Origin of the sequence: Micromonospora sp. ATCC 39149, assembly GCF_000158815.1 — a bacterium.
Taxonomy (GTDB): domain Bacteria; phylum Actinomycetota; class Actinomycetes; order Mycobacteriales; family Micromonosporaceae; genus Micromonospora.
In genome coordinates, this window is sequence record NZ_GG657738.1 from 67,346 (window position 1) to 87,043 (window position 19,698).

A 19,698-nucleotide genomic window follows, 5' to 3' on the forward strand; every position below is an offset into this window, starting at 1 on the left:
CCGCTGGCAGGCGCCGTCGTTGTCCGGCAGTAGCGAAACGGCCGGCCCGCGCCGGCCCGCTGGGGCACGTCGCGTCCGCAGTGCGCGCAGGGACGGGTCTCGGCGGTGGGGGAGGGCTGGTCGTCCATCGAGGCGGAAGTCTAGCGACGGCCACCGTCGGGCCCGGCCGACGGGCGGCGGCGCGGGACGGCCCGAATCGGGTGCGCGGGCAATCCGATGCCGGCGGTGGGGCCGGCCCCGCGCCGGGACGCAGACGTCGGCATCAGCGCGAACGGCGGCAACTGCATCCCGGTGAACGCCACGTACGGGACCCCGGCCAGCGCCAGGTCGTCGTCGCACAGCAGCAGCGGTCCGGGTACGGTGACCCAGGCACTCGTGCCGAGGCAGCCGGCGGCGAGGCCGATCAGCGGCCCGCGCGGCAGGTCGGTGCCCGGCGCGCGGGCGGGCCGGGGGCATGGTCTGCGTTCCTTCGACGGCACACCGCCCTAAATCCAACAGTTGCCGGATTGCAGGGGGGACAATGGCGGCCATGACCATGCCCCGACGGCGTCCCGGCCGGCCCCGGCGTTCCGAGAGCCGCGACACCCGCGAGGTGGTGCTGACCGCCGCCACCGAGCTGTTCGCCGCGCGGGGCTTCGACGCCGTCGGGCTGCGGCAGGTCGCCGCCGCCGCCGACGTCGACGTCGCCACGGTCTCCCACCACACGGGTACGAAGGCCCAGCTCTACGACGCCTGCTTCGCCCGGGTGTTCGTCGCCGAGCGCGAGGCGCTACAGGCGGCGACGCGGGCGGCCCACGACGCCCTCGGCACCGGGCCCGCCGCCGCCCGGAAAGCGCTGCACGACCTGGTCGACGTGTTCGTCGACTTCTTGCAGGAGCACCCGGAGACCACCACGCTGTGGCTGCGCCGCTGGCTGGAGCCGCACCGGCACGCCGACCTGGACCAGCGCTACTCCGCGCCGCTGTACGAGTTGGTGGAGGAACTGCTGCGGGCCGCCGCGGCGGCCGGCGCGCTGGCCGAGCCCACCCCGCACATCACGGTGCGCAGCCTGGTCTGGGCCGTGCACGCGCACGTGGTGGCGTTGGCCGCCGGCGGCACGTCCCCGGCGCGGGAACGCCGGGAGTTCCGCGACTGGATGCACCGGTTCCTCGACGGTCTGTACTGGGCCGGGCAGGAGCGGTGGGGGGCGCCGTAGCCTGCCGGCGCGCGCGGGGCCCGGTGGGCGGCCGGCGCGGTGAGCAGGCGACGCGCAAAAACGCCCCGCCCCGCAGCTGCCGCCCACCGGGCAGCGACCCCGGCGCGCCTGGCGGTGGCCATGGCGACGCCGTCCCCATCCCACCGCACCAGCCCGCACCGCCTCGTACGGTCAAGGCAACGCAGCCTGCCACGTCCAGGAGCCGCGGCGGGGCCGGCCGGCGAACGCGGCCCGCCCGGTCATCCACAGCAGCACCTCGCCCGGCGGGCCGGGCGGGGCGTCCGGGAACAGCCGGACCAACACGACGGTTGCCAGCCGAGCGGGCAACTGCCAGTCCACCCCCAGGCCCCGGGTGATGTCGTAAGTGTGTAGCAGGGTCTCGGCCACACCCATCGCGGCGAACCCGGTCGGATCGCAGGGGCCGAAGTGCCAGGCCCGCAGGCCCGGGTCGGCCGCGTCGAGCGCGACGGCGAGCAGGCCGCCGCACGCGGCGGCGACCGCCAGCGCCTCGGCGGGCGACGCGGTGGGGGAGACCATCAGGTCGCACAGCAGGTAGCCGTCCGCAGGCCGCCCAGCCAACTGCCCCGCACAGGCGAGCAGGTCATGCGCGACGTGCGCCACCGTGGTCCAGCAGCTCCACTCCAGCGTCCCCGCCGCGACCGTCCAGTCGCCTCCGACGTGTGACCCGAGAACACGGATCATCTCGTCGACCGCGAGGCGTACCTCCGCCCCGCCGGCTCCCGTCACACCCTCGTCGCTTCTCGTTCGATCTGGCGAATCTGGCGCGGGTTGACCTGCGGGTCCGCCAGTTGGGCGTGGTGTGGTCACTGGTCATCGTCTCTCAGTTGAAGGGCGTTGACGGTGCTGCGGAAGCCTTCCCTGCCGACGACGGTCCCTGGCCGTGGGAGCCAGTCTACGAAGGCACGTGGCCGGATGACTCGTGCCATGCGGGGTCCACCAGCGGCGGTGCCGCCGGCAGAGCTGCGCGAACGGCAGGGGCGGACCCTGGCTCGCGGACGGCCCGGGATCCAGGAAACCCGGTGGTCGCGTAGGTTTCCGTGCAAACAGGTGAAAGAGCACCGACGGCCATGCCGGCACCTCGACAAGCAGAGCGGTGTGAATCAGGCCCGCTCACTTCCGATGACCGTGACCCTCCGGGTGGCCCTGGTCAGCGCCACGTAGAGGTCGCGTTTACCGCTGGGGCGGGCCGCTTTGATCCGATCGGGGTCGACCACAACGACCGCGTCGAACTCGAGCCCTCGCGCCCGGGAGACCGGCAGCACCCGCGCCCGGTCTCCGAGCTCGGCGGCCAGCCGGGCCGCGTCCGCGTCGGCGCAGATCACCGCGGTGAGCTCGCCGGGTCGCAGCTCGTCCGCGACGGTCGCGCCGGTCAGGACGCGCGGCGGCTCGCCGTGCCGCAGCGACCGGCTCGGCGACTGCTCCGGGGCGATCTCGGCGAGCAAGTCGCGGCTCGCCTCGAGGATCTCCGCGGTGGTGCGGTAGTTGACGGTCAGCGTGTGGACGGTGATCCGGGTGCCGAGCGCCTCGGTCCAGCCGCTCACCGTGGAGACCGGGCCGGCCTGGGCGAAGTCCCCGACCACGGTCATCGACCGGCTCGGGCAGCGGCGTAGTACGGCCCGCCAGTCCATCTCGGTGAGCTCCTGCGCCTCGTCGACGACGACATGTCCGTACACGTCGCCGGGCGGGCCGTCGACCAGCTCGCGTGCCTCGTCGAGCAGAGCGAGGTCGGCCGCGGTCCACGGCGCGCCCGGCTCGCGGCCCAGCTCGGGGTGGGCGGCGAGGAGATCCTCGACGGCCTCCTCGGCGGACAGCGGCGGCCAGAGGCTGGTGACCGCCGAGTCGAGGGCGGGACAGGCGCGCAGACCCGCGCGGGTCGCGGCCGGGTCGACCAGCCGGACGGTCACCGCCGGGGCGCCGGCCAGCCCGAGCGAGCGCAGGTCAGCGGCCACCGCCTCGTCGAGGTCGACGCCGGTGGCCACGGCGGCCTCCGCGTCGAACCGGTCCAGATGCTCGTGGACGACCTGGACCTGCGCCCGCGCGACATGGTCGGCCAGTCGTTCTCGGAACGCGGCCCGGCCCGGGTTGTGGGGCAGGTCCGCCGCGGCCGCGAGGGCGTCGCCGACCGCCGCGGCGTCGAGCGTGATCCGGTCCGGCCCGGCCGGCAGGGTAACCGCCGTGGCGGCCGGCCGCCGGGCCCGCACCAGGGTGGCCATCTCGGCGGCGAGGGTGGCCCGGCCCTTGCGCCGGGCCACGTCGAGCGGCTCGGCGGCGACCGGCCCCGACCCGCCGATCTCGGTGCGGGCGACCAAGCGCACGTCATGCTCCCCGAGCGACGGCAACACCTGCGAGATGTAGTCGAGGAAGCGCGCGTCCGGGCCCACCACCAGGACGCCCCGGGCGGCGGGCGGGTAGGCGAACAGCACGTACGCGGCCCGGTGCAGCGCCACCACCGTCTTGCCGGTGCCCGGCCCGCCCTGCACCACGGTCACGCCCCGCCCCGGTGCGCGGATTACGGCGTCCTGCTCGGCCTGCAGTGTGGTGACGGCGTCGCGCATGCGGCCGGTGCGCGGCGCGCTCAGCGCCTCGGCGAGCGGCCCGTCGCCGACCACATCCCCTGCTTTGGGCGGCGAACCGTCGAGCAGCTCGTCGGCGATTCCCACCACTGTCCGCCCGGCGAGCCGCAGGTGCCGGCGTCGGCGCAGGCCCATCGGGTGGGCCGGCGTCGCGGTGTAGAACGGTCGGGCGGCCTCGGCCCGCCAATCGACGAGCAGTGGTTCGCCGTCGGCCCACAGCCCGCGGCGGCCGACGTGCAGTGGCTGCGCGCCGGTCCGGTCGATGCGCCCGAAGCACAACCCCGGCTCGGCGGACTCGAGACCGGCGAGCCTGCCGGCCAGCATCGCGGCGACTGCGGGCCGCTCGGCAGGTGGCACGGCGTCCAGCGCGGCCTGCTCGGTGCGCACTGCGGCGGTCTCGGCGTCCAATCGCTGGTACATGGCGGACACGTGGGACTGTTCGGCGGCGATTTGTTCGTTCGGCTCCACGTCCACCTATTGTCGGCAGAATTTCCGGAAAGGTAAGGCTTGACTTACTTGGGCGGTTCAGCCGGCGGGAGGTATCCGGCTGCGTCTAGTTAAGGACGACGCCTTGAACGAGCCGCCCAGCCTGGCGGACCCGCACGTCTCGGTCGCGGCGCTGTTGACCGCGCACGCGCTCAACGTCGGGTTCGGGCCGGTGATCGCCGGCACGGACGCGTTGGCCCGCGACCGGCTCGCCCACGTCGACCAGGTCGTCTCGCACGATGGGCCGTGCGATGGAAGCAGGTCCTCGACGCATTTTCCATCACCTTCGGGCGACCGGTTCCCAGCCGCTGAAACCTACTCGCTGAAGACGCCGGAAACACCTTAGCGAGACAGACCCTCTCGATACCCGTTTCGGTGGTGCTCAATTGTGAGTAGGTTGAGGCTGCCTCGGTGTGCGGCCACCAGGGGGCTTCGTCAGGTGGCCGGTCCTGGGTGGCGCTGAGCGGACAGGGGAGGCCCTTCGGATGAAGATCGTCGCGTTGTCCTGCACGCAGAAGCGTCTTCCGTCGCTGACCGACGCGCTGCTCGAGGCGGCGATCGCCGGCGTCGTCCGGGAGGTCGGTGACGCGGAGATCCAGCGGATTCGGTTAATCGACCATCGCATCGCGATGTGCGAAGGCGAGGACACCTGCCTTGATCCCGGGGTGGGCCGGTGCACGCTCGACGACGACTTCGAGCATGTCGTCGATCTGGCCGAGGGTGCGCAGGCGATGCTGCTCGCCATGCCGGTGTACGCGGGGAACGTACCCGCGGTGCTGAAGATCTTCCAGGAACGCCTGAAGAGCTTCATGAACGCCGGGCAACGCCCGTTCGGCAACCTGCTGGTGGGGACGATCGTGCATTCGCGCACGATGCTGACCGAGCCTGCACTGGGGTCGTTGTTCCCGTGGTACCTGCGCCTACGGAACAAGAACGTGGCGTCGGCGTGCTTCACCCAGAACGATCATCAGGACCTGACCCGCACCGCGGCGCTCGACCTGTGTGTGGCCGTGGGCCGGCAACTCGGCATGACGCTCGACGGCATCCGGTCGCCGGCCTTCGACCGTACGGCACTGCCGTTGGTTCAATCACCGGCTCGTCCGCGGTGCGGTGACCCGGCCGCGTCCTCTCCCGGAGCGTGAGGAGACTCCGCACGCCAGGTGCACCCGTCGCCCGCCTGTTCGCACGACACCGTGACGTCCGGTTCCACGTAGCGGGCGGCGATGGCGGTGTTGAGTTCCTGGCAGTACGGGCACGGTGACGAGAACGTCAGGACCACGCCGGCGCGGGCGGCCCGTTTGCGGTACCGGAGGATCCCACAGTCGGCGTTGCGCAGGACGGTGCCCGAGGGCTGGGGCTCACTGGTCACCGCCGAGTCGTACAGCAACAGCTGACGCTGCAGCCGGGTCATGAAGTGATCGGTGGCGGACACCCCGGCGGGCCGTTGCGCTTGCAGCAGCTCCGCGGTGATGCGGGAGTTCGCCTGGATCCACGCAGCCAGGCCTTCTTCGCCGTGCTCTCCCAGGATGAACTCCTCTGCGGCCGCCTGGGCCTCGAAGAACCGTTGGCGCCACAGGTCGACCTTCTCGGCCGGGTCGAGGGAGGACCATTCACTGGTCATGGTCGGCGTCCCTGCCGGTGGCGCCGTCCAGCTCGGCGAAGACCTCCTGGGCGACGCGCAGCCCGTTGTTGGCGACCGGCCAGCCACCGTAGTAGGCGAGCTGAATGATGACTTCGACGATCTTCTCTCGCGACATCCCGAGGTGCAGGGCCGCACCGATGTGACCGCGCAACTCCCAATCGGTCCGCGCCAGCGTGACCGCGGTCAGCGCGACCAGTTCCCGCTCCTCGACGCTCAGGTGCGGTGCAGGAACTCCGGGTGGGAACCCGGACGCGGTTCGCGGCCGAAGACCTGCTGGAACATGGCCTCACCCCGCTCATGTCCGAAGACCTGCTGGAACATGGCCTCACCCCGCTCATGTCGGGCAGACGGCTGATTCATCGATCAACTCCTTCGTGTTGGTCGAACAGTTGTCAACGTCCACGACGCCACGAAGGCGACGACCAGCAGCACGGCGCCGCTGCCGAAGGCTGCCGGAACACTCACCCGCTCGGCGATGAGCCCGACGACGACCGGTCCGACTACGGCGCCGACATCGGTGCACATCGAGAAGACGGCGACGCCACTGCCGGCCCGACCGGCGACGACGTCACCGATCAGCGCGGCCGGTGCGGCGTTGAGCAGCGCTGATCCCGCCGCGTACACACTGAGCAGGACGACGAGCCAGGCGTACCCGTCCACGAACACCAGGGCTGTGATCGCCGCCGCAGCCACACCGGTGCCGGCGATCATGGCGGGCCGGCGGCCGGCCCGATCGACAACCCGGCCGGCCGGCATGATCAGCAGCGCCTGAACGACGGCGGATATCGTGAACGCCCACCCGACCCACGTCACGTCATGCCGCCACGCCACGACCACCGTGGGGACCAGTGCGCTGCGCAGCCCGAACAAGACCCATCCCTGCGCCAACGCCGCGAGGCAAGCCACCGGGTAGCGTCGATCCCGCAGCAGGACCGACAGCCCGACCACGTCACGGCCAGGTTCTGCGCCGGCGGTTCGACCGGTGCGTAGCACCGCCAGTGTCAGCACCGCGGCGGCCAGCAACAGCACGGCGTACGCCATGAACGGCGCGGGCAGGGCGACGAGAGCAAGGAGCCCGCCCAGTGCCGGTCCGCAGATCCCGCCGAGCAGGAAACCCGCTTCGAACACGGCGCTGGCCCGGCCCCGCTGGTCGGCCGGCGAGATCGCCAGGAGCGTCGCCAGTGCGGACACCGAGAACAGCACTGAGCCGACGCCGCCGAGGCCGCGGAACACGAGCAGCTGCCCGTAGGACCCGGCGAACGCCGTCAGGGCCGAGGAGACCGCACACAGCAGCAGGCCGGCGACCAGGACTCGCCGCTCCCCGAACCGAACTCCGAGCCGGCCGCAGAACGGACTGGTGGCCAGCCGCATCAACGCGAACAGGGCGACGAGCGCTCCGATCTGGGTGGGCCCGGCCCCGAACGTCGCCGCGTACACCGGCAGCACCGGGAGCACCAGTCCCAGGCCCAGCATGACGCAGCCACCAACGACACTGAGGACGTAGACCTCACGGGGGAGACTCGGCTGGGCGGCGGCAACGGGTGGGACGCTGCCAAGGCCGGCCGCCGTCACTGTCCGGTCACAGGATGATGCTGAGCTTTCCGTGCTCGTACAACGTCTCGTGGTCGAGCACCACGACCCGTCTGCGGACCCGGAACGACTCGCCCTCGACGACGAGCTCGAGCCGGCATTTGCCGACGAAAGCATCAGAGCGCCCGTGCCCGAACCGGTACACGATGACATTCGCCGCCACGTCGAGGTGCGTGCCCCGATCGGTCAGGATCTCCACGTTGCTGATCGTCCGATTCGTCCGCGACCGAGGGTTCTCGCACCACACCTCACCGTTGAGGAGCTGCTCGATCCGCTGGCGTAGCCGGGCAGCGTCGTCGTCGATGAGCCCGAGCGCATCGACGGTCTCGCCGCGGACGTCGGTGGCCGGCACCGAGTAGCGGATGTCGTCGGTCAGCATCTCGTCGTACCACTCGAGCAGGCGCCACTCGTCGAGCAGCCGCGCCTCACGGAAAAGGAACTGGCTCACCCGGTGCCACAACCGCACCTGGGCCGCCTCGTCGACCGTCAGCTCGATGGTCATCGCGGTTCTGCCCCTTGCGTCTCGGCGCGGTGAGCGACCTCGAGGTGACCGTCGTCGCCGTGCATCAGTCGGTCCCACTGCCGCCAGAACTCGCGGGCGGGAAGCTCGTCGGTCGTCTCCGGGACCTGCTTGTTCATGCCGCGTGACAGATCCGAGTAGCGGACCGTGCGGTTGAGATAACCCCGCTGGCACGACTCGATGATCTCGATGTCGTCGGGGGTGGCGAAGCCGGCGGGGCCGAGGAAGGTCAGGTAGTGACTCTTGCGGAGTTTCCGGATGTCCGGATCCTCGTCCTTGGGGGCCAGGGCGACCGAGGTGATGGCCATCTGGCCGGCGCCGATCGGGTCGATCTTGCGGATCGTGATCGCGATCGCGTCGATGATCATCAAGTTGGGGAAGATCAGCAGCGCACGATTGGTGCCGGTGATCCGTTCGGCGCGTTCGGCGCCGAACCGGTCGACGAACCGTGCGGCCGTCGCCTCGATCCGCGGCCGGACCTCGGCGTCGAACATCGGCGTCCAGTAGGCGAGCGGGCGGGCTGCCGCCGGTGGCAGCTCGTTGGCTCCATGCCCCAGTCCGAGGGCGCGGCCGAAGCCTCCTCGTCGCCGTGGTGGCACCGACCCCAGCGACTCCATGTAGCCGACGTAACGCTTGTGCAGGGCCCGGAAGTGGTAGATGTCGACGCTGTTCTCCATCATGAGCTTCCAGTTGGCCCGGGCCCCGTGGAGTTGCGCACCCTGGATCACCTCCATCCCGACCTCGGACTGGTCGTCGATCAGATCGAGGTACTCCGTCGCACCCGCCAGGTACTCGGTCAAGGTGCGCGGCTGCTCCGGATCGAAGGTGACGAACACGAAACCGCGGTAGCTGTCACTACGGTGCTGGGCCAGGCCGAAGTCCGCCTTCCGGAAGCCTGGCCCGTACCCGTCCGGGATCGGGACCCCGACCAGGTCGCCCTGGTTGGAGAACGTCCAGTCGTGATACGGGCACCGGAACGACCTGGCCTGCCCGGCCGGCTGCGAGCAGATCAGAGCTCCACGGTGCGTGCAGCTGTTCGCGAACACCCGGATCACGCCGTCGGACCCGCGCGCCATGACCACCGGGCGCCCGCCGACGTCGCGTGCCACGTAGGAGCCCGGCCCGGGCACCTCCGATTCGTGCCCGACGTACAACCAGCAGCGATCGAAGATCCTGGTCATCTCCCGTGCGGCCAGGGCGTCGTCGGTGTAGGCGCGGCGATCCACGCGGAACGAGAGCCGCTCAAGGTCATCGAATACGATCGGGTCGCCCACCGGCCGCTGCAGTTCGATCGTCACTGCTCCCCCTTTCGCTGTAGCGTCTCGACCGTGCTGATGACCAGCTCGGCCGTACGCACGGCAGAATCGCCGCACTCCGGCTGCGCAGCGCGCAGCCGGGCCCGGTAGTCCCGGGCGGGATCGAGCAGATCGGTGACGGCGTCAGCGACCGCCTGCTCGGTGACGCCGGCCGGCTCCAACGCCGTCCCGAAGCCCGCGTTACCCACGAAGTACGCCTGAACAGGCTGATCCACAGCCAGCGGGATCACCAGCATCGGTGTCGCCGCCCGGATCGACTCCGCCACGGAGTTGTACCCGCCATGGGTGATGAACACGTCGGCGCGCTCGAGCACCTCACGTTGCGGCAGATACGGGGCGGTGAGCACTTCGTCGGGCAGCGCGAGCTCCTCGGCGAGATCTCCTACCGCAGCGATCACCTGTGCACCGGTCGCCGCCGCCCCGGTGATCACCGTGCGCAGCAGGTCCGGCCGCCGGTAGAAGATCGTGCCGAAGGAGACGTACACCACCGGGCGGTCGGGGTCGATCCGGTCCAGGCCCGAGAAGGCGACCTCGTCGCCGCGGGTGCCCGCCGCACCCGGCAACCCGACCAGCTGCACACCGTCGTCGGTGACCGCGTCGGACCCGACGAGAGCAGGAATCGTCGGCATCAAATTGAGAATCGGCGAACGGGCCGAATGAGTCCGGGTCGACCACAACACCCCGTGCCTGGTCAGATAGTCGCCGACCTGCTCGTCGTACGGCCAGCGACCTCGTCGATGCTCGCTCGGGCATACGCCACCCAGGTTGGCCCAGATCATCCCGTACGGCACGCCGGACGCCTGTGCGCCGACCATGGCCGACGCCGTGACCGGCAGCGAATCGACGAGCACGAAGTCCGGCGCCGTCGCACGGAGCGCGTCAGCTGTCTGGTCTGCCACCGGCGACGACTGGAGCATCGGGCCGATCTTCGCCGGGTCGCCGCTCCACGGCGCCATCTCGACCTGCCCGATCGCGTGGACCTGCGTCTTGCCCAAGGCCTGGCGACGCTGCTCGTCGAGCGCGCCACCGTCGGCAGACAACAACAGCAGGTCAACCTCACTGCCAGCAGTTCGCAGCGCATTGACCACCGGAACATACGGGTTCAGGTGACCGTGCTGAGTCGTGGTGAGTAGGGCGACGCGCATCAGATCTCCGATCCATCGAAAGAAGACGAACAGGGCGACTCAGGATCTGGCTCTGGATGCACCACAGCGGCCACGACCGCGACACCCCCTGCCTTCAGAAACGAGTCGAGACGGCGACGCACGAACGGCAGAACTCCGCCCCCGGACAGGCGAGAACGCCCGGCAGGTGAAAGGGACCGTCGACGTCCGGGTACTACTAGGAGGCTCTACGCATTCCCCACCATCGCTGAGGGACACATCGGTCGACGCTACTCGGAACAACCTCGAAATAACCGGATTCACCACCTGCCCCAGGCGGTTTCACAAAGCCTGCCGGGATGCGCAATCGATGTCAATGCCCCTCAACTGGCAGCTGCCCCAGTCGTACTCGGCGTCCTCGCGGTGCAGGTCCCGGTATTCGAGCTTAGTGGGGTCTCGTCCATATTCGGCAATGGGCGTGGACAGTGGCGCGTTCGGCGGTGTACCGGGCGACCGAGCGAGCCGCCGCCGTGAAGTCGTCAGGTTCAGGCCGGGGGTGGGCTGATGAGGGCCTGGACGACGACGAACACCGCGATGGCGAGTACGAGGTAGACGAAGGCGCGGCTGAGACGTTTCGCGGCTAGTCCGGCGGCAAGGCGTCCGGCGGCGAAGGAGCCGGTGATCGCGGCGGCGGTGAAGGCGGCGGCGTTCGCCGCGGATCCGGGGTACCGACGCGTACCTGACGATCGTCGAGGGGTTCGACTCCCAGGGGCGGCGGTGCTACCGGGCGTGGACGGCGGACCGCCTCGACGGGGTTTGGACGCCCCACGGCGCCGGCGACGACGCCTTCGCCCACCACAGCAACGTGACCTTCCCCGCCGGCGTGTGGTCGGCCGCCGTCAGCCACGGCGAACTCGTCCGCGCCGGGTACGACGAGCGCATGGAGATTGACCCGCAGCGGCTCCAACTGCTGTACCAGGGCGTGGACGTGGCCGGGGCCGGCACGCCGTACGCGCTGCTGCCGTGGCGGATCGGACTGCTCACCCGCACCGACGGCGAGTGACCGTGGCGCGGCCGGGCTGGGCCCGACCCTGCGCGATCCGCTCGTGGCCGACTCCGCCCGCCGCCGACCCGGGAACACCCCTGCCCGGGCAGGGGTGTTCCCGTGGAAGCTCACACGTCCGGGCTGAAGGGGATCCCGGCGGGCAGCGCCTCTCGCAGCGTGGCAGCGAACGTGCCGTCCTTCAGGCCGAAGTTGGCGCTGCCCCAGTCGGCGCCGCTCAGCTTCTCCCGCACCCCGGCCGGATAGCCGTTCCAGCCGACCAGCGTCGGCTGGTGCCAGCTGCCGTGGTGGTTCTCCGGCGGCTCGTCGGCGGCGTTGGCCAGCCGGAAGGCGTGCGACCCGACACCCTCCTTGTGGTAGACGACCTTCGGATGGGTGCCCTCCCAGCGGACCCGGTCGGCGGCGTGCACTGTGAAGTCGCCGTGCGCTGAGGTCGCCACGTAGTGCGCCCGGTCACCGTGCACCCAGACCACGACGTGCTCCCAGTCGTGCCGATGCCCGCTGTGGACGTTGGCCACGAGCTGGTCCTTCTCGAAGTAGAGGCCGTAGGCGTAGGCGCACCAGCCGTTGTTGCAGGCGTGCCGCGAGTACCCGTTGGCGTTGTCCAGGTCGGACCAGTCGCGGCACTGACCGGCGAGCGGGCCGGTCGGCTTCAGCCCGCCGTTGAGCGTCCCGTCGGGGCCGATCGCCGGGGCCGGGTAGCAGCCGTCGGTGTCGTAGTCGTAGGCGGGTTGCCACTTGCGCTCGGTCGCCTCCGCGTTGCCCGGCAGTTTCCGGTGCGTCGTGGCGAGGGCGACGCCGGCCCCGGCGATGACCATCGCGGCGGCACCGACCACGGCGACCAGCGGCCGCAGAACGTGCCGGGTCCTCGCCCTGCCCCGCCGGCCACGCCCGGGATCGTCGGCGGTGGACAGCGCTACGGGATCGGCCATATCGAAAACTCCTCACATCTGGTCCAGGTTGGGCACGAGTGTCGCCACGGGAGCTGTCCAGCGCCAGACGCCCATGCGTCTGTGTCCTGAACTGCTGCCACCGGTGGATACGGCGCGATCGTCAGGTGACCGCGGCCGACCAACCGGAATGTGCGCCGCCGGTCCGGAAGCGACGAAGCCAGGCCGTCCGCGCGGCCCCTTGCCCCGTGCCGCTGGTTGATCTAGGCTCGGAAAGCGCTTACCCCACCCCGTCTGCCGAGAGGGCGAGCGTGCCACCAGTGAACCGGCCCCTGTCTCCCGGCATCTGCTCGGTGACCCTTCGACACCTGCCCGCGTCGACGGTGCTGGATGTCACCGCCGACGCCCGGCTGTCCTGCGTCGAATGGGGTGCCGACGTGCACGTCCCACCGGGTGACCGCGCGACGGCGGCCCGGGTACGCGCCGAGGGCCTCGACCGGGGCATCCGGGTCGCCTCCTACGGCTCCTACTTCCACGCCGGTCCGCACACCGCCGACGACTTCACCGCCGTGCTGTCCAGCGCGGTCGCCCTCGGCGCCCCGCGGATCCGGATCTGGGCCGGCACCGTCGGCTCCGCGGCGGCCACCGTCGAGCAGCGCCGAGCGGTGGTCCACGAAACCCGCGCCGCCGCACGGCAGGCCAGCGACGTCGGAATCGACCTGGCCTTCGAGTACCACTCCGGCACGCTGACCGACACCGTCGGGTCGACACTGGACCTGCTCGCCGACGTCGGGCATCCCGGCGTGCGCACGTACTGGCAGCCAAGCGTGGGGCTCGCCGACGCCGACGCCCTCGACGACCTGCGGCAGGTGCTGCCCTGGGTCGACACGGTGCACGTGTTCTCCTGGTGGCCCCGGCAGGAGCGCCTGCCGCTGGGGGCCCGTGACCGGCTCTGGCGCGACGTGTTCACCCTGCTGCGCGGCACCGGACGCCAGCACGACACCCTGCTGGAGTTCGTGGTCGACGACGACGCCGACCGGGTCGCCGACGAGGCCGCCACGCTCACCCGCCTCATCGCGGAAGGCGACGAGCGTGACTGACCGGGGACCACTGGCCCGCCGCTGGGAGTTGCTCGGCGCGGACGTCCGGGCGGCCGCCCTCGCACGGGGGCGGGAGGCGATCGGGCTCGCCCCGCCCGGTGACCGGCGGGCCTGGTCCCACGTGGACGAGGTCACCGCCCGCGCGATCATCGAGCGGGCCGAGGCGAACCGGCGCAGCCCGTGGCCGCAGCTGCGGCTGTCCGACTACGCACGCTACTGGCGCGACGGCAACCGCACCGCCTACGAGGAGCCGGCCGGCGAGCTGCGTCGGCGTACGTCCGTGGCGGTGCTGGCCGCGGTGCTCGGCGGGCAGCCGTACCTCGACGAGGCGGCGGACGGCCTGCTGGCGCTCTGCGAGCAGACCACCTGGTGCTGGGCGGCACACGAATCCTTCGCCGCGGAGCGCGGGCAGGTGCTGCCCGACCCTGACCGCCCCTACCTCGACCTCGGCGCCGCCGAAACCGTCGCCGTGCTGGCCTGGGCCGACCTGCTCCTGGCCCCGGCCCTGGACGCCCGGGTGCCCGGACTGCGTGACAGGATGCGTCGGGAGGCCCGGCGGCGCGTCGTCGAGCCGTTCCTGGGCAGCCGGGAGTGGCACTGGCTCGGCCTGGACGGGCACCTGCACAACTGGAACCCGTGGATCCACGGTCACCTCCTCGCGACCGCCCTGTTCCTGGTCGACGACGCACCGGTGCGGGCTCGGGTGGTCGACCTCGTCGTCGACGGCCTCGACCGGTACCTCACCGCCCTGCCCGCCGACGGCGGCTGCGACGAGGGCTACGCCTACTGGTGGAACGGGCCGGCACGTCTCGCCGAGGCCCTCGACCTGCTCGACCGGGCCACCGACGGGCTGCTGGACCCGTGGCACTGGGCGCCCCTGCCCGAGCTGGCCCGGTACCCGCACCGGATGGCGCTCGGCGACGGATGGTACGTCAACGTCGGCGACGGCCCTGCCCGTCCCGACGTCGAGCAGGCGTGGCACGTGTTGCACCGGTGGGGTCGGGCCACCGGCGACCAGCAGGTCGTCGCGCACGCGGCGAGCCACCGCGTCCCGGGTACGCCGGCGGTGACAGCCGACGCCGGGCTGGGCAGGGCCGTGCTCGGGCTCGCCGACGTGTCGTGGGCCGCCCAGTCGCCGGCTGCCGCGCCGTTGCCCGCGACGTCCTGGCTGCCCGAGGTCGAGGTGCTGGTCAGCCGCGAGCACCCCGGCTCCACCCGAGGGCTGTGCGTGGCGGTCAAGGGCGGGCACAACGACGAGAACCACAATCACAACGACGTCGGCTCCTACCTGGTGGCGCTGGACGGGGTGCCCGTGCTGGTCGACCTCGGGCAGCCGACCTACACGGCGGTCTCCTTCACCGCCCGGCGGTACGAGCAGTGGGTCACCCAGAGCCAGTGGCACAACCTGCCGGTCGTCAACGGCCACGGGCAGTCTCCCGGGCCCGGGTTCCGGGCCACGGCGATGACCGTCGACCTCGGCGCGGACGGCGACACCGCCCGACTCGACCTCGCGGGCACGTACGCCCCGGACGCCGGCTGCCGGTCGTGGCAGCGGCAGGTACGCCTCGACCGGCGTACGGGGACGGTCGCCGTGACCGACGCCTGGCAGGTCGACCACCCAACCGACGTCCGGCTGCACCACGTGATCGCCGGCGATCCGCTCGCCCACCAGGCCGGGGAGCTGACCATCCGCTCCCTCGGCGGGCGCGTGCTCACCCTGGCGTGGGATCCGCACGCCGGAGCCGGACGGCTCGAACGGCACGTCGTGGACGATCCGCTGCTGTGCGGTGTCTGGGGTGAGGCCGTTCACCGGCTGATCCTCGTGCCGCCGGCAGCGACCGCCGGCTCGTTCACCCTGACCGCCTCGGGAGGCCAGCATGACCGCCGATGACAGGCGACTGTCCCCGTTCACCGGCTACACCCGGGCGCACTGGGCCGCCTCGGCGGACCGGATGCTGCTGGCTCTGCGGCCGTACGCCTCGGTCGACCACGCACGGATCGACCTGCCGGGGCGCGCCAGCGCGTACGGCCGGGACAGCGACTCGCTGGAGGCGTTCGCCCGGTCGTTCCTGCTGGCCGCGATCCGCCTGCGCGGCGAGTCGGGCGCGGATCCGCACGGACTGGCCCAGTGGTACGCCGACGGGCTGCGGGCCGGCACCGATCCCTCCTCGCCGACTGCGTGGCCGCGCCCGGACCGGCTCGGCCAAGCGAAGGTCGAGGCCTGCTCGATCGCGCTGGGCCTGCACCTGAGCCGGCCGTGGCTGTGGGATCTGCTGACGTCCGGTGACCGCGAGCGGATCGTGGCCTGGCTCGGCACCGTGGTCGGGCAGGAGTACCCGCCGATCAACTGGGTGTGGTTCCAGATCGTCGTCGAGACGTTCCTGCGTTCGGTGGGTGGCCCGTGGTCGGCGGAGGACGTGGAGCGTGGACTACGTGTCCACGAGTCGCTGTACCGCGCGGACGGGTGGTACAGCGACGGACCCGAGCGGGCCTACGACCACTACGGCGGGTGGGCCCTGCACGTCTATCCACTGCTCTGGGCGGAGATGGCCGGCGAGTTCTGCCCCGATGGGCTCCGCCTCGCCTGGCGGGAGCGGCTCGCCCGGTTCCTCGACGACGCCGTGTGCCTGATCGGCGCGGACGGCTCCCCGCTGTTGCAGGGCCGCAGCCTCAGCTACCGGTTCGCCGCCGCCGCACCGTTCTGGGTGGGCGCGATGACCGGCGCCAGCGATCTGGCCCCAGGGGTGCTCCGGCGCGCGTGCAGCGGCATCCTGGCGCACTTCGAGGCCAACGGGGTGCCGGACGGGCGAGGGCTGCTGACACTCGGTTGGCACCGCGAGTGGCCGGCGATGGCACAGTCCTACTCCGGCCCCGGCTCGCCGTACTGGGCGGCCAAGGGGATGCTCGGCCTGGCCCTGCCCGCCGACCATCCGGCCTGGACGGAGCCGGAGGGGCCGCTGCCGGTCGAACGGGGGGACGTGGCCGTCGCGCTGCCGGTACCCGGCTGGTTGGTCAGCGGCACCCACCGGGACGGTCTGGTGCGGATCGTCAACCACGGCACGGACCATTCGGTGCCGCACGACGAGCGGGCGGACTCGCCGTTGTATGCCCGGCTGGGCTACTCGACTGCCACCCTGTCGCCGCTGGTCGGGGCGGCGGTCGGCGACCCGTCGGACAATTCCGCCACGGTGGTCGACGGGACGGGTCGGTTCACCCATCGCAACGGTTTCGAGGCGCTGGGCTGTGACCTGGTCGACGGCGTGGGCCGGGCATTGTCGCGGGCCCGGGCACACTGGGTCGCGACGGAGGACGACCACGGTCCGGACCACGGCTCGGGCCGCCGGGGTGCGGTTCGGCACGGTCCGACGCTGACCATGGGGTCGCTGCTGCGCGGCGCGGTGGAGGTGCGGGCGGCTCGGGTCGACTCCTCGGTCGGGCTGGACGCCGCGACCCGGCTGGAGTTCAGCGGTTGGCCGGTGGCCGGCGACGGGCCGCCCGAGGTCCGGGTGCTAGCCGATCCCCCCGGCGTCGAGGTGACCGGTGACCGGTTGGTCTCCTGCCTGGTGGGGCTGGTCGGGCTCGACGCCGCCGAGGCACGCCGGGAACGACACACCTCCCCGCTGGGCGAGCATGTGGCGGTGCCGCTGCTGCGGACCGCGCGGGCGCCCCGGGTGGGCGGTGTGTACGTGGCGGCGGTTGTCCTGCGGGGGGCGGACGCGGCGCAGACCGCGCTGCCGACCGTGACGGTACGGCTGGACGGGACGGCGGACACGGTCACCGTCCGGTGGCCGGACGGGGTGACGTCGACCCTGTCCCTGCCGTCCTGCCCCAGCGCGGAGGCGACCTGAGACGGCGCGGGGTCGCCGCCGGCCACAAGCAGCGGACTCGGCCGGTCAGCGGGACGGGCGGGGGGTGGACGAGTCCCGGATCACGAGTTCGGGGGTGATCAGCACGCGCTGCGAGGAGCGGCGTCTGCCCTCCAGCAGCCGGGCCACCATCAACTCGACCGCCACCCGGCCCACCTGACTCTTCGGGGGCCGGACCGCGGTCAGGGCCGGCTCGGCCAGATGCGCGACCTCGTCGTCGTACGACACCAGGGCGAGGTCGTCGGGGATGGACACTGCCTGCTCGGCGCAGTACTGGGCAATGGACATCGCGTCGGGATCGCCGTGCACGATCAGCGCCGTGGTGCGTGACCGCCGACACCGGCGCAGGATGCCGTCGATGATTTCCCGGTGCCCCGGCGCGTCCAGCGCGACCGCCTCCCGGATCACCATGTCGTCGGGCAGGCCGAGGTCGGCGCAGGCCAGCGCCCACCCATGGGCCAGGTGGGCGGAGGTGGGGCTGCCCTTGGAGAGCACGAGTCCGATCCGGCGGTGGCCGTGCTGGTGCAGGTGACGCACCGCCATCTCCAGGCCCAGCGAGTGGTCGCTGCGCACCCACTCCAGCTGGCGCAGGGTGGGCGTCCATCGGGGTGTCTGCCGCTCCACAAGGATAGTCGGCACGGGCAGGTTCCCGATCCAGCCGATCATCTCGTCGACCCCGTCGCCCTCCAGGCTGGGTGCCAGCAGCAGCCCTTGGACCTGCTGCGACTCGATGAGTCGGGTGATCTGCCGGCGGTCTTCCTCCGGGTCGTAACTGGACCCGCGTAGTTGGATGTGCACGCCGAGGGAGGCGGCGGCGTTGCGGGCGCCGGTGACGATCGACGGCCAGTAGTAGTCGAGCGACGGCACCACCATGCCGACGGTGAAGCGGGTGGGCGCCGGGCGTTGCCGCCGGGGCTCGGGCCCAAGCTGGGTGGGAAGCGTCGCCCCACCGTGAACCTTCGTCAGCAGGTTCTCCTCAGCCAGGGCGGTGATGTCGCGGCGCACGGTGAGTTCGCTGACGCCGAGGGTGCTGGCCAGCTCATTGACCCGCACCGCTCCGTGGCGACGCAACTCCTCCATGAGTCGCTCGCGGCGCTGGAGGTTGAACATCCGGTTCCTCGGCATGGAGCCGTCCTCCAGGCTTGTGTTCGTTCGTGAATGTTTCGGATCGATCCAGACCGCCTTGTAGCGACCGTGTTCGGAATAGGTTATCCATGTCACCGACACGAATTCAAAGGCTTCGTGCCGGTCGAATGTCGGCCAACGATCCGTAATCGGGGAGACAGGTTGACGGTGCAGACCAAGCAGCAGGCACTCGTCGTGATGGACCGGAACTCCTTCCGGGCCCACTTCGACGAGGCACGGCTGGCACGGCTCGCCGAGCTGGTCGCCCTGGCCGATCCGATCTGCGTGGACGAGCTGGACTCCCCGGCCGCTCGCGCCCGGATGGCGGCGGTCGAGGTGCTGGTGACCTCCTGGGGGGCGCCGACGCTGACCGCCGAGCGGCTCGCCGCAGCCCCGGCCCTACGGGCCGTCTTCCACGCCGCCGGCAGCGTCCGTTCCCTGGTCACCGGTGAGGTCTGGCGGCGCGGCATCCGGGTCACCAACGCCGCGGACGCCAATGCGATCCCGGTCGCCGAGTACACCATCGCCGCGATCATCTTCGCCGGCAAGAAGGCGCCGTTCATCGCCGCCGATCCCGAGGCGGCGTACCAGGGCTGGGGCCACCGCGACGGGTACGGGGACCTGTCGAACTACCGCCGGACCGTCGGCGTGGTCGGCTTCTCCCGGATCGGCCGCCGGGTGGTCGACCTCCTGGGTTGTCTCGACTCCGCGCAGTGTCTGGTGGCGGACCCGCACGCCGATCCCGCCGAGGTCGCCCTGGCCGGCGCGACGCTGATGGACCTGCACGAGTTGCTGCCGCGCAGCGAGATCCTGTCACTGCACGCGCCCGCGCTGCCGAGCACCTACCACATGATCGGCGCGGCGGAACTCGCGCTGCTGCCCGACCACGCGACGGTCATCAACACCGCCCGAGGCAGCCTGGTCGACTCCGAGGCTCTCGCGGCGGAGTGCCGCTCCGGTCGGCTTTTCGCGATCCTCGACGTCACCGAGCCCGAGCCGCTGCCCGCGGACGCCGCGCTGCGTGGCGCACCCAACGTCATGATCACTCCGCACATCGCGGGGTCGCTCGGCTCGGAGATCCTGCGGCTGACCGACCACACCCTCGACGAGCTGTCCCGGTGGATCGCCGCCGAACCGCTTCGGGCCGAGGTCACCCCCGAGGCCCTGACCCTGCACGCCTGACCCGCCAGCGACTGCCCCGGTCGTCG

Annotated in this window: 20 protein-coding genes; 8 read left to right on the top strand and 12 right to left on the bottom strand. The window is 71.7% G+C overall.

The genetic code is table 11. The features are described from left to right. Positions 1 to 140 precede the first annotated feature (140 nt). Positions 141 to 479, bottom strand: a complete 339-nt coding sequence (locus MCAG_RS00255) for a hypothetical protein (protein WP_036371694.1) — start codon at positions 477 to 479, stop codon at positions 141 to 143. Positions 480 to 529: 50 nt separating this feature from the next. On the opposite strand from MCAG_RS00255, the gene MCAG_RS00260 reads away from it, so the two are divergent. Beyond that, positions 530 to 1,195, top strand: coding sequence for a TetR/AcrR family transcriptional regulator (locus MCAG_RS00260; RefSeq protein WP_232290020.1), 666 nt, complete (start codon positions 530 to 532; stop codon positions 1,193 to 1,195). Between the two features lie 171 nt (positions 1,196 to 1,366). Here the strand turns inward: MCAG_RS00260 and MCAG_RS00265 are convergent, their stop codons facing one another. Together MCAG_RS00265 and MCAG_RS00270 are read right to left on the bottom strand one after the other, a co-directional pair. Next, positions 1,367 to 1,897 carry a hypothetical protein gene (locus MCAG_RS00265; protein ID WP_050778128.1) on the bottom strand — a complete coding sequence of 177 codons (531 nt, stop codon included), beginning with the start codon at positions 1,895 to 1,897 and terminating at the stop codon, positions 1,367 to 1,369. 419 nt (positions 1,898 to 2,316) lie between these two features. Then, the gene (locus tag MCAG_RS00270) at positions 2,317 to 4,257 is read right to left on the bottom strand and encodes an ATP-binding domain-containing protein (protein ID WP_232290021.1); all 1,941 of its coding nucleotides are present in this window, start codon (positions 4,255 to 4,257) and stop codon (positions 2,317 to 2,319) included. A 103-nt stretch (positions 4,258 to 4,360) separates the two neighbouring features. On the opposite strand from MCAG_RS00270, the gene MCAG_RS00275 reads away from it, so the two are divergent. Both MCAG_RS00275 and MCAG_RS00280 read left to right on the top strand, forming a co-directional pair. Then, positions 4,361 to 4,621: a hypothetical protein gene (locus MCAG_RS00275; protein WP_007071004.1), complete on the top strand. Its 261-nt coding sequence runs from the start codon at positions 4,361 to 4,363 to the stop codon at positions 4,619 to 4,621. 139 nt (positions 4,622 to 4,760) lie between these two features. Continuing rightward, a complete protein-coding gene (locus tag MCAG_RS00280; RefSeq protein ID WP_036371699.1) occupies positions 4,761 to 5,417 on the top strand; it encodes a flavodoxin family protein in 657 nt (218 codons plus the stop codon). On the opposite strand, the gene MCAG_RS00285 is transcribed toward MCAG_RS00280, so the two are convergent. Genes MCAG_RS00285 through MCAG_RS00310 form a run of 7 tightly spaced genes read right to left on the bottom strand, consistent with a single transcriptional unit; the run spans position 5,360 to position 10,488 of the window. Next, positions 5,360 to 5,896 carry a hypothetical protein gene (locus tag MCAG_RS00285; RefSeq protein ID WP_036371701.1) on the bottom strand — a complete coding sequence of 179 codons (537 nt, stop codon included), beginning with the start codon at positions 5,894 to 5,896 and terminating at the stop codon, positions 5,360 to 5,362. The genes MCAG_RS00280 and MCAG_RS00285 overlap by 58 nt on opposite strands. Further along, on the bottom strand, positions 5,886 to 6,134 hold the full coding sequence (locus tag MCAG_RS30095; protein WP_083802145.1) for a carboxymuconolactone decarboxylase family protein: 249 nt from the start codon (positions 6,132 to 6,134) through the stop codon (positions 5,886 to 5,888). Before MCAG_RS30095 ends, MCAG_RS00285 begins: the two co-directional genes overlap by 11 nt. Beyond that, complete coding sequence (locus tag MCAG_RS31935; protein WP_157547768.1) at positions 6,131 to 6,277, bottom strand: hypothetical protein; 147 nt, start codon at positions 6,275 to 6,277, stop codon at positions 6,131 to 6,133. Before MCAG_RS31935 ends, MCAG_RS30095 begins: the two co-directional genes overlap by 4 nt. A 3-nt stretch (positions 6,278 to 6,280) precedes the next feature. Then, positions 6,281 to 7,489, bottom strand: a complete 1,209-nt coding sequence (locus MCAG_RS00295; protein WP_050777800.1) for an MFS transporter — start codon at positions 7,487 to 7,489, stop codon at positions 6,281 to 6,283. Positions 7,490 to 7,496: 7 nt separating this feature from the next. Then, the gene (locus MCAG_RS00300) at positions 7,497 to 8,009 is read right to left on the bottom strand and encodes an aromatic-ring-hydroxylating dioxygenase subunit beta (RefSeq protein WP_050777801.1); all 513 of its coding nucleotides are present in this window, start codon (positions 8,007 to 8,009) and stop codon (positions 7,497 to 7,499) included. After that, on the bottom strand, positions 8,006 to 9,325 hold the full coding sequence (locus MCAG_RS00305; RefSeq protein ID WP_232290022.1) for an aromatic ring-hydroxylating dioxygenase subunit alpha: 1,320 nt from the start codon (positions 9,323 to 9,325) through the stop codon (positions 8,006 to 8,008). The genes MCAG_RS00300 and MCAG_RS00305 overlap by 4 nt, the downstream gene beginning before the upstream one ends. Continuing rightward, positions 9,322 to 10,488, bottom strand: coding sequence for a glycosyltransferase (locus MCAG_RS00310; protein ID WP_036371704.1), 1,167 nt, complete (start codon positions 10,486 to 10,488; stop codon positions 9,322 to 9,324). Before MCAG_RS00310 ends, MCAG_RS00305 begins: the two co-directional genes overlap by 4 nt. A gap of 676 nt (positions 10,489 to 11,164) precedes the next feature. Here MCAG_RS00310 and MCAG_RS30100 point away from each other — a divergent pair. Further along, positions 11,165 to 11,509, top strand: a complete 345-nt coding sequence (locus MCAG_RS30100) for a non-reducing end alpha-L-arabinofuranosidase family hydrolase (RefSeq protein ID WP_083802147.1) — start codon at positions 11,165 to 11,167, stop codon at positions 11,507 to 11,509. 110 nt (positions 11,510 to 11,619) lie between these two features. Here MCAG_RS30100 and MCAG_RS00320 read toward each other — a convergent pair whose 3' ends face one another. Further along, positions 11,620 to 12,441, bottom strand: a complete 822-nt coding sequence (locus MCAG_RS00320; protein ID WP_007071012.1) for an NPP1 family protein — start codon at positions 12,439 to 12,441, stop codon at positions 11,620 to 11,622. Positions 12,442 to 12,719: 278 nt separating this feature from the next. Here MCAG_RS00320 and MCAG_RS00325 point away from each other — a divergent pair, with 278 nt between their 5' ends. Genes MCAG_RS00325 through MCAG_RS00335 form a run of 3 tightly spaced genes read left to right on the top strand, consistent with a single transcriptional unit; the run spans position 12,720 to position 17,347 of the window. Further along, positions 12,720 to 13,499 (top strand): sugar phosphate isomerase/epimerase, encoded by a 780-nt coding sequence (locus MCAG_RS00325; RefSeq protein ID WP_198141451.1) that lies wholly within the window; start codon positions 12,720 to 12,722, stop codon positions 13,497 to 13,499. Then, positions 13,492 to 15,390, top strand: a complete 1,899-nt coding sequence (locus MCAG_RS00330) for a heparinase II/III family protein (protein WP_050777802.1) — start codon at positions 13,492 to 13,494, stop codon at positions 15,388 to 15,390. Before MCAG_RS00325 ends, MCAG_RS00330 begins: the two co-directional genes overlap by 8 nt. After that, entirely contained in the window at positions 15,377 to 17,347 is a 1,971-nt protein-coding gene (locus tag MCAG_RS00335; protein WP_007071015.1) for a DUF2264 domain-containing protein, read from the top strand. The genes MCAG_RS00330 and MCAG_RS00335 overlap by 14 nt, the downstream gene beginning before the upstream one ends. Before the next feature lie 45 nt (positions 17,348 to 17,392). Here the strand turns inward: MCAG_RS00335 and MCAG_RS00340 are convergent, their stop codons facing one another. Then, on the bottom strand, positions 17,393 to 18,490 hold the full coding sequence (locus MCAG_RS00340) for a substrate-binding domain-containing protein (RefSeq protein WP_050777803.1): 1,098 nt from the start codon (positions 18,488 to 18,490) through the stop codon (positions 17,393 to 17,395). Between the two features lie 168 nt (positions 18,491 to 18,658). Between MCAG_RS00340 and MCAG_RS00345 the strand changes: the two genes are divergently transcribed. Next, entirely contained in the window at positions 18,659 to 19,672 is a 1,014-nt protein-coding gene (locus MCAG_RS00345; RefSeq protein WP_007071016.1) for a hydroxyacid dehydrogenase, read from the top strand. Positions 19,673 to 19,698 lie beyond the last annotated feature (26 nt).